Annotated in this window: 13 protein-coding genes; 9 read left to right on the forward strand and 4 right to left on the reverse strand. The window is 71.7% G+C overall.

Annotated elements, in window-relative coordinates:
• The first annotated feature begins 454 nt into the window (after positions 1-454).
• The 3 genes from ACFV6X_RS22125 to ACFV6X_RS22135 all read left to right on the forward strand — a co-directional run bounded on the left by ACFV6X_RS22125 (position 455) and on the right by ACFV6X_RS22135 (position 5,429).
• Positions 455-2,914: a GTPase gene (locus tag ACFV6X_RS22125; RefSeq protein ID WP_385385960.1), complete on the forward strand. Its 2,460-nt coding sequence runs from the start codon at positions 455-457 to the stop codon at positions 2,912-2,914.
• Between the two features lie 253 nt (positions 2,915-3,167).
• A complete protein-coding gene (locus ACFV6X_RS22130; protein WP_385385962.1) occupies positions 3,168-3,659 on the forward strand; it encodes a single-stranded DNA-binding protein in 492 nt (163 codons plus the stop codon).
• Between the two features lie 357 nt (positions 3,660-4,016).
• Complete coding sequence (locus tag ACFV6X_RS22135) at positions 4,017-5,429, forward strand: Cys-Gln thioester bond-forming surface protein (RefSeq protein WP_385385964.1); 1,413 nt, start codon at positions 4,017-4,019, stop codon at positions 5,427-5,429.
• Between the two features lie 487 nt (positions 5,430-5,916).
• Here ACFV6X_RS22135 and ACFV6X_RS22140 read toward each other — a convergent pair whose 3' ends face one another.
• On the reverse strand, positions 5,917-6,213 hold the full coding sequence (locus ACFV6X_RS22140) for a hypothetical protein (protein WP_385385965.1): 297 nt from the start codon (positions 6,211-6,213) through the stop codon (positions 5,917-5,919).
• A gap of 595 nt (positions 6,214-6,808) precedes the next feature.
• The gene (locus ACFV6X_RS22145; RefSeq protein WP_385386052.1) at positions 6,809-7,087 is read right to left on the reverse strand and encodes a hypothetical protein; all 279 of its coding nucleotides are present in this window, start codon (positions 7,085-7,087) and stop codon (positions 6,809-6,811) included.
• Positions 7,088-7,165: 78 nt separating this feature from the next.
• Between ACFV6X_RS22145 and ACFV6X_RS22150 the strand changes: the two genes are divergently transcribed.
• The 4 genes from ACFV6X_RS22150 to ACFV6X_RS22165 all read left to right on the forward strand — a co-directional run bounded on the left by ACFV6X_RS22150 (position 7,166) and on the right by ACFV6X_RS22165 (position 10,969).
• On the forward strand, positions 7,166-7,921 hold the full coding sequence (locus tag ACFV6X_RS22150; RefSeq protein WP_385385967.1) for a GntR family transcriptional regulator: 756 nt from the start codon (positions 7,166-7,168) through the stop codon (positions 7,919-7,921).
• Between the two features lie 294 nt (positions 7,922-8,215).
• Positions 8,216-9,880 carry an energy-dependent translational throttle protein EttA gene (ettA, locus tag ACFV6X_RS22155; RefSeq protein ID WP_385385969.1) on the forward strand — a complete coding sequence of 555 codons (1,665 nt, stop codon included), beginning with the start codon at positions 8,216-8,218 and terminating at the stop codon, positions 9,878-9,880.
• 4 nt (positions 9,881-9,884) lie between these two features.
• Positions 9,885-10,295 carry an acyl-CoA thioesterase gene (locus tag ACFV6X_RS22160; protein WP_385385971.1) on the forward strand — a complete coding sequence of 137 codons (411 nt, stop codon included), beginning with the start codon at positions 9,885-9,887 and terminating at the stop codon, positions 10,293-10,295.
• A complete protein-coding gene (locus ACFV6X_RS22165; RefSeq protein WP_385385973.1) occupies positions 10,292-10,969 on the forward strand; it encodes a hypothetical protein in 678 nt (225 codons plus the stop codon). The genes ACFV6X_RS22160 and ACFV6X_RS22165 overlap by 4 nt, the downstream gene beginning before the upstream one ends.
• A gap of 26 nt (positions 10,970-10,995) precedes the next feature.
• On the opposite strand, the gene ACFV6X_RS22170 is transcribed toward ACFV6X_RS22165, so the two are convergent.
• A complete protein-coding gene (locus tag ACFV6X_RS22170) occupies positions 10,996-11,400 on the reverse strand; it encodes a globin (protein ID WP_385385975.1) in 405 nt (134 codons plus the stop codon).
• 106 nt (positions 11,401-11,506) lie between these two features.
• Between ACFV6X_RS22170 and ACFV6X_RS22175 the strand changes: the two genes are divergently transcribed.
• Positions 11,507-12,493 carry a methyltransferase domain-containing protein gene (locus ACFV6X_RS22175; RefSeq protein WP_385385977.1) on the forward strand — a complete coding sequence of 329 codons (987 nt, stop codon included), beginning with the start codon at positions 11,507-11,509 and terminating at the stop codon, positions 12,491-12,493.
• 22 nt (positions 12,494-12,515) lie between these two features.
• Here the strand turns inward: ACFV6X_RS22175 and ACFV6X_RS22180 are convergent, their stop codons facing one another.
• Complete coding sequence (locus ACFV6X_RS22180) at positions 12,516-14,093, reverse strand: FHA domain-containing protein (protein WP_385386054.1); 1,578 nt, start codon at positions 14,091-14,093, stop codon at positions 12,516-12,518.
• On the opposite strand from ACFV6X_RS22180, the gene ACFV6X_RS22185 reads away from it, so the two are divergent.
• Positions 14,029-14,376 (forward strand): hypothetical protein, encoded by a 348-nt coding sequence (locus ACFV6X_RS22185; RefSeq protein WP_385386057.1) that lies wholly within the window; start codon positions 14,029-14,031, stop codon positions 14,374-14,376. The genes ACFV6X_RS22180 and ACFV6X_RS22185 overlap by 65 nt on opposite strands.
• The last annotated feature ends 174 nt before the right edge of the window (positions 14,377-14,550 follow it).

Genomic DNA, 14,550 nt, shown 5'->3' on the forward strand with positions numbered 1-14,550 from the left:
GAAGCCCGACGTGCCGGAGGAGCCGGAAGCGTCGGAGGAGCCTGAGGGTGCGAAGGAGCCGGAGGGGGCGGAGCAGGTGAAAGGGACAGAGAGGTTTGAGGGGTCGGAGCGGTCCCAGGGATCCGAAGGGTCCGGTGGGCGCGACGGCTCGGTAGGGGCAGAGGGGGCGGAGGGGGTGGGCGCCACGGAGGAACGCGAGGACGGCCGCATGGAGGGTTGGCCGGACGGGTGGTCGGTGAAGCGCGCCGAGACTGGTGATTCCGGGCGTCCTGGCTATGACGGTCGTACCCCTGAGGGGGATGCTGCCCAGGGCCGTATGTCGGAAAGCCGTGCCCCTGAGGGGTCTGAGAGCCCTGAACCGGAGGGCCGCGCCTCTGAGGGGCGCGTGCCGGCTGACCCCGACCCCCAGGACTCTGCCGCCCTTGAGGAGCCTGAAGCCGCCGACCGGGACCCTGTGGAGGATGATTCCGAAAAGGGGTCCATTGGGGGGCCTTACGGAAAGAGCTCCCTCAACGAGGACGATTCCGAAAAGGGCCCCTCGGAGGAGAGCGTCGATTCCGGAAACGGTTCAAAGGGTTCCCCGGAGGCCGGGGACTCGGAAAAGGACGACTCCGCCGCCCCAAAGGACTCCTCTTGGAGGGCGGATTGGGCAAGCGGTGCCTTCAGGCGGCCCTGGAAGGTACTGCGCAAGGCAGGGGAGCCCGGGACGGGGGAGCAGCGGGATGCCGCATCGGAGGAGCACGCGCGCGTAAAGGACCACTCCCGCCGCGACGACGACTCCCACCAGGAGGACGGCTCTCGTCGCGAGGACGGCACTCGTCGCGACCGCGGCACCACGCGCCGGGCCGACGCCTCCCACCGCGACGACACCAAGGGTCGTACGGGCCTCCTCGGCCGCGGCGACACCAAGGGCCGCAGCGACACCAAGGGTCGTGTCGACACCAAGGAGCGTGACGACGCCTCGAGACGTGACGACACCAAGGGCCGTACCGGCACCCCAGGCCGCGGCGACACCAAGGGTCGTGGCGGCATCCTCCGGCGCGACGACACCAAGGGCCGTTCCGGCATCCTGCGCCGCGATGACACCGCCGGTCGGGCCGACGCTCGCCGCGACAGCACCACGGGCCGCTCCGGCCCACCCGTCCACGTCGGCACCCCGAGCCGCAGCGACACCACCCGCCGCGAAGTCCCCTCCCGTCGCAGGGAGTCCGAAGGCGCCTGGGACGACGGGCTGATCGCGCGCCGGGTGACCGAGGGGTCCGGCGGTGAGCAGGCCGCCGTCGTGCAGACCCGGCCGAGCGGGGCACAGAGCATGGCGCCGCTGGCGTACGACGGTCCGTTGCGGTCGCGGCTGGACGCCATGCGTGAGCTGGTGGGGCTGTCGCGCACCCGGCTCGACAGCAGGACGCTCGCCGAGGCGGGCCGGGTGCTGGACGAGGCCGCCGCGCGACGCAAGCTCTCCGGGCAGCACACCGTCGTCGCCATCGCGGGCGCGAGCGGCAGCGGCAAGTCTCAGTTGTTCAACGCGCTCGCCGGGGTGGCCATCTCGGAGACCGGCGTACGCCGGCCCACGACGGCCGCGCCCATCGCGTGCAGTTGGAGTGACGGCGCGGCGACCCTCATCGACCGGCTCGGCATCCCGGGGCGGCTGCGCCGGCGCCCGTTGCAGAGCCCTGAGGCGGAGGAGCAGTTGCGCGGACTGGTCCTGGTGGACCTGCCCGACCTCGACTCCGCGGCCGTACAGCACCGCGAACAGGCCGAGCGGCTGCTGGACCTCGTGGACGCGGTCATCTGGGTGGTGGATCCGGAGAAGTACGCCGACGCCGTCCTCCACGAGCGCTATCTGCGGCCCATGGCCGGGCACGCGGAGGTCATGTTCGTGGTCCTCAACCAGGTCGATCGGCTTCCCGGGGAGGCGGCCGACCAGGTACTCGACGATCTGCGGCGACTGCTGGACGAGGACGGGATCGCCCTGGGGGAGTTCGACGAACCGGGCGCGGCCGTACTCGCGCTGTCGGCGCTCACCGGCGAGGGCATCGGGGAACTCCGTGAGGTTCTCGGACAGTTCGTGACCGAGAGGGGGGCCGCGGCACGGCGTATCTCCGCCGATCTCGATGCCGCCGCGGCGCGGCTGCGGCCTGTCTACGCCACCCGGCGGCGAACGGGGCTCAGTGAGCAGGCGCGCGACGAGTTCTCGGCACGGCTGGCGGACGCCGTGGGCGCCACCGCCGCCGGCGAGGCGGCCGAACGGGCCTGGCTGCGCAATGCCAACCGCGCTTGCGGGACGCCTTGGCTGCGGCTGTGGCGGTGGCTCCAGGACCGGACCGAACTTCCGACGGGACGACTGCCCTTGCGCTCACAGGCCGACGAGCAGGCCACCGCGCGGCAGCGGGTGGAGCAGGCGGTGCGTACGGTGGCCGACCAGGCGTCGGCCGGGCTGCCCGCGCCTTGGGCGCAGGCCGTGCGGGAGGCCGCCACGCGCGGGTCCCAGGGGTTGCCCGAGGCGCTGGACGTGCTGGCGGCGCGGGCCGGATTGCCGCCGGGGCGGCCGCCCCGGCCGGGCTGGTGGCCGGCGGCCGTGCTGGTGCAGGCGGCCATGACGATCGTCCAGATCGTGGGCGGGCTGTGGCTGGTGGGGCAGATCGTCGGGGTCATGGCGCCGAACCTCGGGGTGCCGGTGCTGCTGATGCTGTCCGGGATCATCGGCGGCCCGCTCGTGGAGTGGAGCTGCAAACTGGCCGCTCGGGGGCCGTCCCGGCGGTACGGGCAGGAGGCGGAGCGGCGACTACGGGAGGCGGCGGCCGGGTGCGGGCGGGCACGGGTGCTGGATCCGGTGGCCGCCGAACTGCTGCGGTACCGGGAGGTGCGGGAGCAGTACGCGCGGGTCATGGGGGCTGGGGCGGGGGTGAGATAGGGCGCGCCCCGCAGGGTGTCCCTCGAACGGGTTGCGGAGTTTTCCACAGGCTCGGGGGTCGTCCACAGCTCTCAGCGGGCTCGGCTCGACGGAGGCAGTCTGGCTTCGCGGCGATCGCGACGGAAGCGGTCGCCGCGACGGTGGCGGCACGCGGATGAGAACGGCCGCCGCCGGCAGACGCAGCCGTACGGGACGGGCCCGTACGCGTGTCCGCCCGGTGCGAGCGGCCGGGCGGGGGAGGGATACGACGAGGATGAACGAGACCATGGTGTGTGCGGTCGGGAATGTGGCGACGCAGCCGGTCTACCGGGAGCTGGCCGCGGGGCCGTCGGCACGGTTCCGGCTGGCGGTGACGGCCCGGTACTGGGACCGGGAGAAGAACGCGTGGACGGACGGCCACACCAACTTCTTCACGGTGTGGGCCAACCGGCAGCTCGCCACCAACGCGGCGGCCTCTTTGGGCGTGGGCGATCCGGTCGTGGTGCAGGGCCGGCTGAAGGTGCGGACGGATGTGCGCGAGGGGCAGAGCTGGACCTCGGCCGACATCGACGCCGTGGCGATCGGCCACGATCTGGCGCGGGGCACCTCGGCGTTCCGGCGGGGGAGTGTCAAGGGTGAGGCGGCGGGCACCGGTTCACCGCAGCTGCCCGAGCCGGTGTGGGAGACGCCCGTCGGCGGGGAGCCCGAGGAGGGCACGGCGGATACGGAGTCCCCACGGCAGCCGGAGGTCGCGGCGGTGACGTGACGCCGGTGGTGCGACGCCCCTGGCGTGGTACCCCCGGCGTGACACTCCGTGGGACTGCCCGAACTACGGCTGGCCGTCGCATGGTTGTCCGCACTGTGGCTGTTGGAACCACGGTAGTCCGAACTGCGGCTTATCGGCGAACGTGCACCGGGGCGACCTCGGTGGATTTGTCGATAAGCCCTGTTCGCAAAGAGGCTGGGCGATAACGATTGCGATTCGGATCCGTGGTCCGACGGGATCACCGGGAAGCCTGGTGCGCCCGCATCCCTAGGATGCCGAACATGGCTCTTGTGGCTTGAGATTCTGCTGGTGGGACCGTACCCCCACGTCAACGGGTCCTGCTCGAAGGGGAATTCTGTGTTTTCTTCGTTCTCCGCACTGTCCGTGTGCCGGCGAGGCGGAGCCCGCCTCGCCGCTGTGACGCTGGCGTCCGGACTCGCTGTCGGCGGTGCCCTGGTGACGGCCGGCCCCGCCGCCGCCGACACCGCGCCCGCCCAGCCCCAGGGCGGAGCGACCGCGACCATAGGCGGCCTGAAGACGTACGGCGCGGCGAGAGTGCACTCCGACGAGGGCGACCTCGACATCTCGGCCGGCCTGTTCGAGATGTCCGTCGAGGGCGGCGGCATGCTGCAGACGTACTGCGTGGACATCCACAACCCCACGCAGAAGGACGCCGAGTACCACGAGACGCCCTGGAGCGGCACCTCCCTGGGCGCCAACGACGACGCCGGCCGCATCCGCTGGATCCTGCAGAACTCCTACCCGCAGGTGAACGACCTGGCCTCGCTGGCGAAGAAGGCGGGCGTGCGGGGCGCTCTGAGCGAGCAGGACGCGGCGGCCGGGACGCAGGTGGCCATCTGGCGGTACTCGGACGGGGTGGACGTCGACGCCGTCGACCCGGAGGCCGAGAAGCTCGCGGACTTCCTGGAGAAGAGCGCCCGTGACGTGGCGGAACCCCCGGCGTCGCTGACTCTCGACCCGCCCGCCCTCTCCGGCCATCCCGGTGGACTGCTCGGCCCGGTGACCGTGCACACCAACGCGGAGAGCGTGACGGTGACCCCGCCGGCCGACGCCGCGGCGAGGGGCGTGCGGATCGTCGGCAAGGACGGCAAGGACGCCGCCACCGCGAAGGACGGCAGCGAGCTGTTCTTCCTCGTGCCGGAGGACACCGCGGACGGCTCGGCCGAGCTGACCGTGCAGGCGTCGACCACCGTGCCGGTCGGCCGCGCCTTCGCCTCCGAGACCAGAAGCCAGACGCAGATCCTGGCCGGCTCCAGCGAGTCGACGGTGACGGCGACGGCGGGTGCGAACTGGGCGGAGAAGGGCGCGGTACCCGCACTGTCCGCGACCGAGAACTGCGCCGAGGGCGGCGTGGACATCGCTGCGATCAACGAGGGCGACGAGGCGTTCACCTTCGAGCTGATGGGCGCCGAGTACACGATCGCGCCCGGTGAGACGCGTACGGTGACCGTCCCCCTCCAGGAGGACCAGGCCTACGACTTCACGATCACCGGGCCCGGCGGCTACGAGAAGCGCTTCACCGGCGTCCTGGGCTGCCGCACCCAGGCCGACGAGGTCTCCGAGGCGGGCGAGTCGACCCAGATCCTCACCCAGCCGAGCCCGGCGACGATCGGCAGCACCTCCGCCGACGTCAACCTCGCCGCCACCGGCAGCTCCGACACGACTCCGGCGATCGCGGGCGTGGCCATCGGCCTGGTGGTGACCGGCGGGGCGGCACTGGTCCTGGTCCGCAAGAAGAAGCAGCCCTGACCCGGGAGTCCAAGTCGGCGCCGGGCACCGGCGACACAGCAACCAGCGCCTCCATACCGCCACCGGGGACCTCCCGCCCCACGAACACGAGACCAACCATTACGCTCAACACCAGCCCCAACCGGCGGCTGCAGTCAACGCATAGAGCCTCCACCGATCCCGGAGTGCTTCACGTCGAGTGGCTTGAACAGCGGCGGCGCCCGGTACAGCAACGCAGTACCGCAACCACAACGACCGACGCCGACCGGTAGCGTCCCTCTGGGGCCTCGAAGCGGCCGGTAGGGCTGTCGCTGACCGATCTAGATAGAGCTACGGATCAAGAACGCTTCCGACATCTACGGCTGACTGTGAGGATGTCGGTGGTGCCGCCCGAGGATCAACGTCGGTACCGCGGGCGTACCCCCAGCGCATGCCGGACGAGAGCAGGGAGCCTCGGACCGTCTTCGAGGCTCCCTGCAGTGCTAGGGGAGGCTGCCGCTCAGTCCCGTCAGGGATGCCCAGGTGCCACCGGTCGGCGTCCGCGACTGGCCGCTACCCGCAGCACGTCCCGCAAAGTGCTGGTCAGTTTGGTAGCGAGTAGGTGCAACTCCTCCAGGCCGTCGGTCTCGTCATCGAGTACCTGACGCGCGTGCTCCACGAGTTGTGCTGCCATCCCGAGTTGGAAGGCCTCGATATGGTCCGCCAGGCGGGACACGTAGCCGCCGTGGTCATCGGTGCTCAGATAGCACGGCTTGCCGTCCGGCCCCGACCAAGGGAGCAGTCTCAATTCGTCCCGTGTCGTCATCCCTGCGGTGCCCCCTCGGCGGCCTCGATGCTGGAGGCCGGCGTGCCGCTATGAGCCGGACTCCTCGCCGCGTCATCTCCGAGCCGGGAGGGGGCAGATGCCAAGTGGCACAGGCAACCGCAGGCCTCGTAGATCAAGGGGAGGTCGACCGGCGCCGAAGCCGGAGTGGACTCCGCGCAGGCCCGGTGCGTGCCGATCCGGCAGGCAGTCGAGCGGTACGAGGCGGCTGAGGTGTCCGGGCCGAGAGCCTGCCCCCGCGAGGACGTCACTGGGCCCCCAGGAGAGTCGAGCAGGCATCGGTTGGCAGGTAGGGCGCGACGACGATCGTGGGGTGCCGTCGGGTGCGCTCCTCTTGCAGCAGCACGTACGGACGGACGAGGGCGACATCCTCGCCTCTGAGTAAGTGCCGGTGTCCCGGCTTGTCGACAGCCTGCGCCAGAGGGACTGCCGATTCGCCGGCGGCGGCTGGCGAGGAAGCAGGAGCGAGTGGTGGCCGAGAGGCCCTTAATGTGCGGCGGTGCCTGCCCTTGTGGAGATGCCACGCTCTGGTGAGAGCCACGGCACGGCGGATACGGTTGAGCATGCTGATCAGCTCCTATCGCTGATGGCTCGGTCCCCCGACATCGCCCGTCGCGGGGACCGCTTTGTGTACGACCGCCCAGAGGGTTCGGTCGTTCAGGCTTGTGGCGAGGAGCCCGAATCGATCGGCCTCGGCCACCAGTTCCAGGACCTCCCGCCATAAGTCGGCGGAGAGCGACTCCGGCACTGCCGCTTCGATCGACACGTACCGGTCGTGCTCCTCCACACGCGCGGGAAGCCCGAGGTCGGACAGCCGGGCAGCGATGACTACCGCGCTAACTCCCGAAGCGGGCACAGGGCAGCCTCCGTCACCGGCGATCACTTTGAGTAAATCTAGTTAACTAGATTCGAGCTAGTGAACTAGATTTTCCATATGTCTGAGCAGCCGCCCTACCTCCGCATCGCCGACGAACTCCGGCGGCGGATCGCGGAGCACGTGTGGGAGCCGGGGGACCGGCTGCCCTCCCGCGCCCAGATCGGTCAGGAGTGCGGCGTGGGCGAGAACGTGGTTCGCCGGGCACAGGAGCTGCTGATCTCCCAGGGTGTGCTGGAGGGCCGCGCCGGGTCAGGTACGTATGTGGCCGAGCCCCGGAAGCGGGTACGGGTTGTCCGCTCTTCGGCTCGTGAGCAGCCGGACGGGTCGCCCTTCCGCGCGGACATGAGGGCTGTGGGCAAGCAAGGCGACTGGGAGAGCCGGACCGACGCCAAGGTTCCCGCCCCGGCCGACGTCGCAGCCCGGCTGGGCATCGCCGAGGGGGACCTGTGCGTCAGGACGACGTACGAGTTCCTGGCCGACGGAAGGCCGGTGCAGCTGTCGACGAGTTGGGAGCCGTACGACCTCACCGCCGGCACACTCATCGTGCTCCCCGAGGGAGGGCCGCACGCCGGGGCGGGAGTCGTGAACCGCATGGCGGCGATCGGCGTCACCGTCAGCCATGCCGTGGAACAGCCGGAGCCACGACAGGCGACCGCCGAGGAGGCCTCACTCCTGGGCATCCAGAAGGCCGCACTCGTCACGCACATCCGGCGGACGTACTACAGCGACGACGGGCGGCCCTTGGAGACAGCGGACATCGTGGTGCCCGCGGCTCACTGCGAGATCGTCTACGAGATTCCGATCAATTCGTAGGCACTCGCTCTTCGCGGGCGGGCCGAGGCGGCGCTTCGGGAGCGTTCACATGGCGATGGAGTCCCACCCGATGCGAGCTGCCCTCTACTGATCACTCCTGGGCCGTCTCTGGGCCGTGCGAGGGTGCCCGAGGCCGACCGACAGCGACCGACGGTGACAGGCGGGTCCAAGCCGTCTATCACGAACTCCCAGGTCAGGGCGCCCCCGGTATACGCGTTTCCTCCCAGGGGTGGCGGTACGGCAAGATGGGGTGTATCTGCCCACTGCCAGATTCAAGCTGCCGGACGGTTTCTCTTGGCTGAGTTCATTTACACCATGCGCAAGGCGCGCAAAGCGCACGGCGACAAGGTGATCCTCGACGACGTCACCCTGAACTTCCTGCCGGGGGCGAAGATCGGCGTCGTCGGTCCGAACGGTGCCGGTAAGTCGACCGTGCTGAAGATCATGGCCGGGCTGGAGCAGCCGTCCAACGGTGACGCCTTCATCTCTCCCGGCTACAGCGTCGGCATCCTGATGCAGGAACCCACGCTCACCGAGGACAAGACGGTCCTGGAGAACGTCCAGGAGGGCGTTGCCGAGACCAAGGGCAAGCTCGACCGGTTCAACGAGATCGCCGAGCAGATGGCGACCGACTACTCGGACGCGCTGCTCGACGAGATGGGCAAGCTCCAGGAGGACCTGGACCACGCCAACGCGTGGGACCTCGACGCCCAGCTGGAGCAGGCCATGGACGCCCTGGGCTGCCCGCCCGGCGACTGGCAGGTCACCAACCTCTCCGGTGGTGAGAAGCGCCGCGTCGCGCTCTGCAAGCTGCTGCTGGAGGCCCCCGACCTGCTGCTCCTCGACGAGCCCACCAACCACCTGGACGCCGAGTCCGTGAACTGGCTGGAGCAGCACCTCGCCAAGTACGCGGGCACCGTCGTGGCCATCACCCACGACCGGTACTTCCTGGACAACGTCGCCGAGTGGATCCTCGAACTCGACCGCGGCCGCGCCTACCCGTACGAGGGCAACTACTCCACGTACCTGGAGACCAAGCAGACCCGTCTGAAGGTCGAGGGGCAGAAGGACGCCAAGCGCGCCAAGCGCCTCAAGGAGGAGCTGGAGTGGGTCCGCTCCAACGCCAAGGGGCGGCAGGCCAAGTCCAAGGCGCGTCTGGCCCGCTACGAGGAGATGGCCGCCGAGGCGGAGAAGATGCGGAAGCTGGACTTCGAGGAGATCCAGATCCCGCCGGGCCCGCGGCTCGGCAGCATCGTCGTCGAGGTCAACAACCTCAACAAGGCCTTCGGCGACAAGGTCCTCATCGACGACCTCAGCTTCACGCTGCCGCGTAACGGGATCGTCGGCGTCATCGGCCCCAACGGCGCCGGCAAGACCACCCTCTTCAAGATGATCCAGGGCCTGGAGGCCCCCGACTCGGGCACGATCAAGGTCGGCGACACCGTCAAGATCTCGTACGTCGACCAGAGCCGCGAGAACATCGACCCGAAGAAGACCCTGTGGGCCGTGGTCAGCGATGAGCTGGACTACATCAACGTGGGCCAGGTCGAGATGCCGTCGCGGGCGTATGTCTCCGCCTTCGGCTTCAAGGGTCCGGACCAGCAGAAGCCGGCCGGTGTGCTCTCCGGCGGTGAGCGCAACCGCCTCAACCTCGCGCTCACCCTCAAGCAGGGCGGCAACCTGCTGCTCCTCGACGAGCCGACCAACGACCTCGACGTCGAGACCCTCTCCAGCCTGGAGAACGCGCTGCTGGAGTTCCCCGGCTGTGCCGTGGTCGTCTCCCACGACCGGTGGTTCCTCGACCGCGTCGCGACGCACATCCTCGCCTACGAGGGTGAGTCCAAGTGGTTCTGGTTCGAGGGCAACTTCGAGTCGTACGAGAAGAACAAGATCGAGCGACTGGGTCCGGACGCCGCTCGTCCGCACCGCGCCACCTACAAGAAGCTGACCCGGGGCTGATCTCTTGCGGCACATCTACCGCTGCCCACTGCGCTGGGCGGACATGGACGCGTACGGCCACGTCAACAACGTGGTCTTCCTCCGGTACCTGGAGGAAGCCCGTATCGACTTCCTGTTCCGCCCGGACAAGGAGTTCAAGCAGGGGTCCGTGGTGGCGCGCCATGAGATCGACTACAAGCGGCAGCTCGTCCACCGGCACGCGCCGGTGGACATCGAGCTGTGGGTCACGGAGATCAGGGCCGCCTCCTTCACCCTCACCTACGAGGTGAAGGACGGCGAGCAGCTCTACGTCCGGGCCTCGACGGTGATCGTGCCGTTCGACTTCGAGGCGCAGCGGCCGCGCCGGATCACCGCGGAGGAACGCGAGTTCCTCGAGAGCTACACGGATGACGAGGAGGAGGCCGTCGCCGCATGACGGTGCTCCACCTCGCCGACGAGGGGGAGGCGGCGGACCTCGCGGCCTTCCTCTCCCGGCTGCTCCACTACGACCGTGGAGCGGCGGTACGCCTGCAGGCCGCGGGCACCGCACTCGCCGTCTTCGGCCGCCCCCCGTCCTTCGAGGTGCTGGCGATCCGGGCGGTACGGCTGGCCAAGCCGTACGAGGACGGGCTGGACGTCACCCTCGACGTGACCGTGTCCGCGGGTGAGCTGCTGGAATCCGTGGACGAGACGGCGGCCACGGCGGCCGTTCCGCGAGCGGTCACCGGGCCCCCGTGGGCAGGGGTGCTGCCGCCGCGCGGCGGCTGGCGGGCGGAGCGGGGACTTCCGGCGGCGAAGAACCTGCGGGCGGTGGTCGCCGCCGTGGTGAGCGAATTCCGGTCCCGGACGGAGGAACTGCCGCCGGAGGGCCGTACCCGGGCCGAACTCGACCGGATAGGGCGCGAGATCTGGTCCCGGACCGTCGGGAACACCCCGCTGCCCGTGCGGGCCGTGCACGCCGCCCAGGCCCTGGGATTCCTGCGCCCGGCTACCGCGACGGAGGAGCTGGCGCTCTTCTCATCGGGCGCCTGGCTGCGGCTGCGCACGCCCTACGGCTCGATCGCCGTGCGACAGGCCGGACTCGGGATGCTGGGCGTCAGCGTGCGCTGACGCCCGTCGGCGCGGGGCGGGCCGTCTCAGCCCTCCGTGTTCACCATCGAGGCCGCCGCGTACGTGAGGTACTTCCACAGCGTGTGCTCGTGTTCCTCGGACAGGCTCAGCTCGTCGACGGCGTCCCGCATGTGCTTCAGCCACGCGTCGTGCGCGGCCCGGTCGACGGCGAAGGGGGCGTGACGCATGCGCAGGCGGGGGTGGCCCCGGTTCTCGCTGTACGTCGTCGGGCCGCCCCAGTACTGGATCAGGAACAGCGTGAAACGCTCCTCGGCGGGGCCGAGGTCCTCCTCGGGGTACATCGGCCGCAGGATCGGGTCCTGGGCGACTCCCTCGTAGAAACGGTGGACCAGGCGGCGGAAGGTCTCCTCCCCGCCGACCTGCTCGTAGAAGGTCTGCTCCTGAAGCGTGCCGCGCCGAATCTCATTCACCCGTCCATCGTCTCAGACGCGGAGGACGAGGACTTGAGGCTTAGGACCAGGCACCCGCCGGGCCCGGGTACTCGCCTCGCACTGTGAACCGCAGCACAGTGGACACATGGGCGCGCACGCACTGGAAAAGGACCTGGAGGCCGTCGCCGCCGCGGCGCGGGCCGCGCTGGTGCGGGAGATCGACGCGAGCGGGGCTTGGGTCGCGGACCCGGTGTGGCGGGACGCCTTCGCGGCGGTCCCCCGGCACCTCTTCGTGCCGTACTACTACGTGGGCGTCCGGGGCGGCTACGAGCGGCGCTGGGGCGAGAGCCCCGACCCGCAGGCCCGGGAACGCTGGGTGCGCGGCGCCTACGAGGACACCCCGCTGGCGACCCGGATGCGGGACGGGGAGCTGCTCTCGTCCAGCAGCCAGCCCTCGCTGATGGCGCTGATGCTGACCGAGCTGCGGGTGGCGGACGGCGACCGGGTGCTGGAGATCGGCGCGGGCACCGGCTACAACGCGGCGCTGCTCGCGCACCGGCTCGGCGCCGGCGACCTCGTCACCAGCGTCGATCTGGAGCCGGAGATCACCGAGTCGGCCCGCCGGCACCTGGACGCCGCCGGGTACCGCCCGGTGGTCGTCACCGGTGACGGGGCGCGCGGGGTGCCCGAGCGCGCCCCCTTCGACCGGATCATCGCGACCTGCACCCTGGCGTCGATCCCGCCCGCCTGGCTCGCCCAGTGCCGTCCCGGCGGCCGGATCCTGACACCGCTCGCCACCGGCCTGATCGTGCTGACCGTGCGCGACGCCGGGTACGCCGAGGGGCACTTCCTGAAGACGCCCGCGTTCTTCGTCCCGCTGCGCGGCGCCGGTCGGCCCGAGCAGGAGCCGGTGCCGCCCGGGGCGGTGCCGCGCCGTGGACGGGAGCACGAGCTGTTCCGGTTCCTGCTCGCCCTCACCCGGGGGAGCCTCGATCCGCGGGACGCGTACGCGCTGTGGGAGCGCGAGGGGCGGCCCGGCCGGGAGCGGTACGGCATCACCGTCGGCGGCGGACGTGAGTGGGCGTGGCTGGACGAGCCGGAGGGGCCGTACGTCTGGCCCCTCCCGGCCTGAACCGCCGTCCCGCCCGGCTGACTCAGCCGCGGCGGACCGTGATCGTCGTCCAGGCGCCCACGTGCACGCGGTCGCCGTCCTGCAGCTGCACCGGCACGAAGGGCTGGATCGGGTCCTCCGAGCCGTTCACCGTCGTGCCGTTCGTCGAGTTCTGGTCGACGATCGCCCAGCTGCCGTCCGGCTGCTGCACCAGTACCGCGTGCTGGTGCGAGACGCCCGGGTCCTCCGGCGGCACCGCCAGATCGATGTCGGGGGTGTCGCCGGTGGAGTGCCGGCGGCGCCCGATGGTGACCTGGTTGCCGGTGAGCGTGCGCTGCTGCTCCGGGGAGTACGCGGGCAGGTTCAGGCCCGCCGCCTCGGGGCCGGAGCGGTGCATCATCGCCATGAAGTACTCACGGTCCGGACCGATGGTCGCCGTCCAGGTCGCGGGCCGCTGCGGGGGACCGGGCGGGGGACCGGACTGGGCGCCGGGGTGCGGGTAGCCGTAGCCGCCCTGCTGACCGGGGCCACCGGGCTGACCCGGACCGCCGGGGCCGGTGGACGGCGGGGAGAGCACCCAGTCGTCGTCACCGCCGCCGAAGGACGGGCCACCCTGCTGCGGCCGGCCCGTCTCCTGCGGGTACGCGGGCGGGGCGGGCGGGCCGGACCGGTGGAAGGCCTGCGGGGCGCCCGGGGGCGTACCGGGGCCGCCCGGGCCGCCGGGACCACCCGGGCCGCCGGGACCGTTCGGCGTCGGACCGGGCGGCGGAGGAACCGGCCGCGACGGGTCACCACCGAAGCCGGGAGGGCCGGGGCGCTCACCGAACCCCGAGGGGCCGGGGCCGCCGGGCTGCTCGCCGAAGGACGAAGGGCCGGAAGGACCGGCCCCGCCGGGCGCCTCACCGAAGGCCGACGGGCCGGAAGGACCGGGGCCCCCAGGGCGCTCGCCGAATGCCGAAGGGCCGGAAGGGCCACGGCCGCCGGGCTGCTCGCCGAAGGCCGGCGGGCCGGAGGGACCAGGCCCGCCGGGGCGCTCGCCGAAGGCCGGTGGGCCGGAAGGGCCACGGCCGCCGGGCTGCTCGCCGAAGGGCGGCGGGCCGGAGGGACCAGGCCCGCCGGGCTGCTCGCCGAAGGGCGGCGGGCCGGAGGGACCAGGCCCGCCGGGGCGCTCGCCGAAGGGCGGCGGGCCAGAGGGACCAGGCCCGCCGGGGCGCTCGCCGAAGGCCGGCGGGCCAGAGGGACCAGGCCCGCCGGGCTGCTCGCCGAAGGCCGGCGGGCCGGAGGGACCAGGCCCGCCGGGCTGCTCGCCGAAGGGCGGCGGGCCGGAGGGACCAGGCCCGCCGGGGCGCTCGCCGAAGGCCGGCGGGCCAGAGGGACCAGGCCCGCCGGGCTGCTCGCCGAAGGCCGGCGGGCCGGAAGGACCGGGGCCGCCGGGCTGCTCGCCGAAAGCCGGTGGGCCGGAAGGGCTCGGGCCACCGGGCCGCTCGCCGCCGAATCCGGGCGGGCCCGAAGGACCCGGCCGCTCCCCGCCGAACCCACCGGGCCCGGAAGCCCCCGTGGGTCCCCCGGGCTCGGCGCCGAACGGCGGTCCCGGCGGGATCGGCTCGGCCGGGCGGTTCATCTGCGACGGACGCGAGCTCTGGTACTCGTACGAGTCACCGCCGCCGAACGACGGCGGCGGACCGGACGGCCGCTGGAACTGCGGGGCCGACGGGCGCGGCGCCGCCGGGGTGTACGAGGTCGCGGTGTTGGTCAGGAAGTTCCACCGGCACTCCTCGCAGAACGGCGCACCGCCCTCGCGGGGCGTGCGGCACTGCGGGCACAGCTCGGAGGGCGCGCCGGGCCGGCCGGCGTTCGGCCCGCCGGACGGGCCGGGGCCGCCGGGCGGCGGCGGGAAGCCGTAGCCGCCACCCGGGGGCGGCGGCGGAGGGGGCGGAGGCACGGCACCCGCCATGCGGTGACCGCAGACCTCGCACCAGTCGTCGGAACCCGACTGGTGTCCGTTCGGGCAGGTCGGCATGTCGGCGCTTCCCCCTCTCCTGTTCCGGCCGTTTCGACCGGATTTCTCCAACCCCGGG

It is taken from the genome of Streptomyces sp. NPDC059861 (assembly GCF_042731435.1).
Lineage (GTDB): Bacteria > Actinomycetota > Actinomycetes > Streptomycetales > Streptomycetaceae > Streptomyces.

Bases quoted from the DNA above. Each gene is read 5' to 3' on its own strand.
- ACFV6X_RS22165 (WP_385385973.1), top strand. From the start codon at position 10,292: ATGACGGTGCTCCACCTCGCCGACGAGGGGGAGGCGGCGGACCTCGCG.
- ACFV6X_RS22180 (WP_385386054.1), bottom strand. From the start codon at position 14,093: ATGAACCGCCCGGCCGAGCCGATCCCGCCGGGACCGCCGTTCGGCGCC.
- ACFV6X_RS22175 (WP_385385977.1), top strand. From the start codon at position 11,507: ATGGGCGCGCACGCACTGGAAAAGGACCTGGAGGCCGTCGCCGCCGCG.
- ACFV6X_RS22140 (WP_385385965.1), bottom strand. From the start codon at position 6,213: ATGACGACACGGGACGAATTGAGACTGCTCCCTTGGTCGGGGCCGGAC.
- ACFV6X_RS22150 (WP_385385967.1), top strand. From the start codon at position 7,166: ATGTCTGAGCAGCCGCCCTACCTCCGCATCGCCGACGAACTCCGGCGG.
- ACFV6X_RS22130 (WP_385385962.1), top strand. From the start codon at position 3,168: ATGAACGAGACCATGGTGTGTGCGGTCGGGAATGTGGCGACGCAGCCG.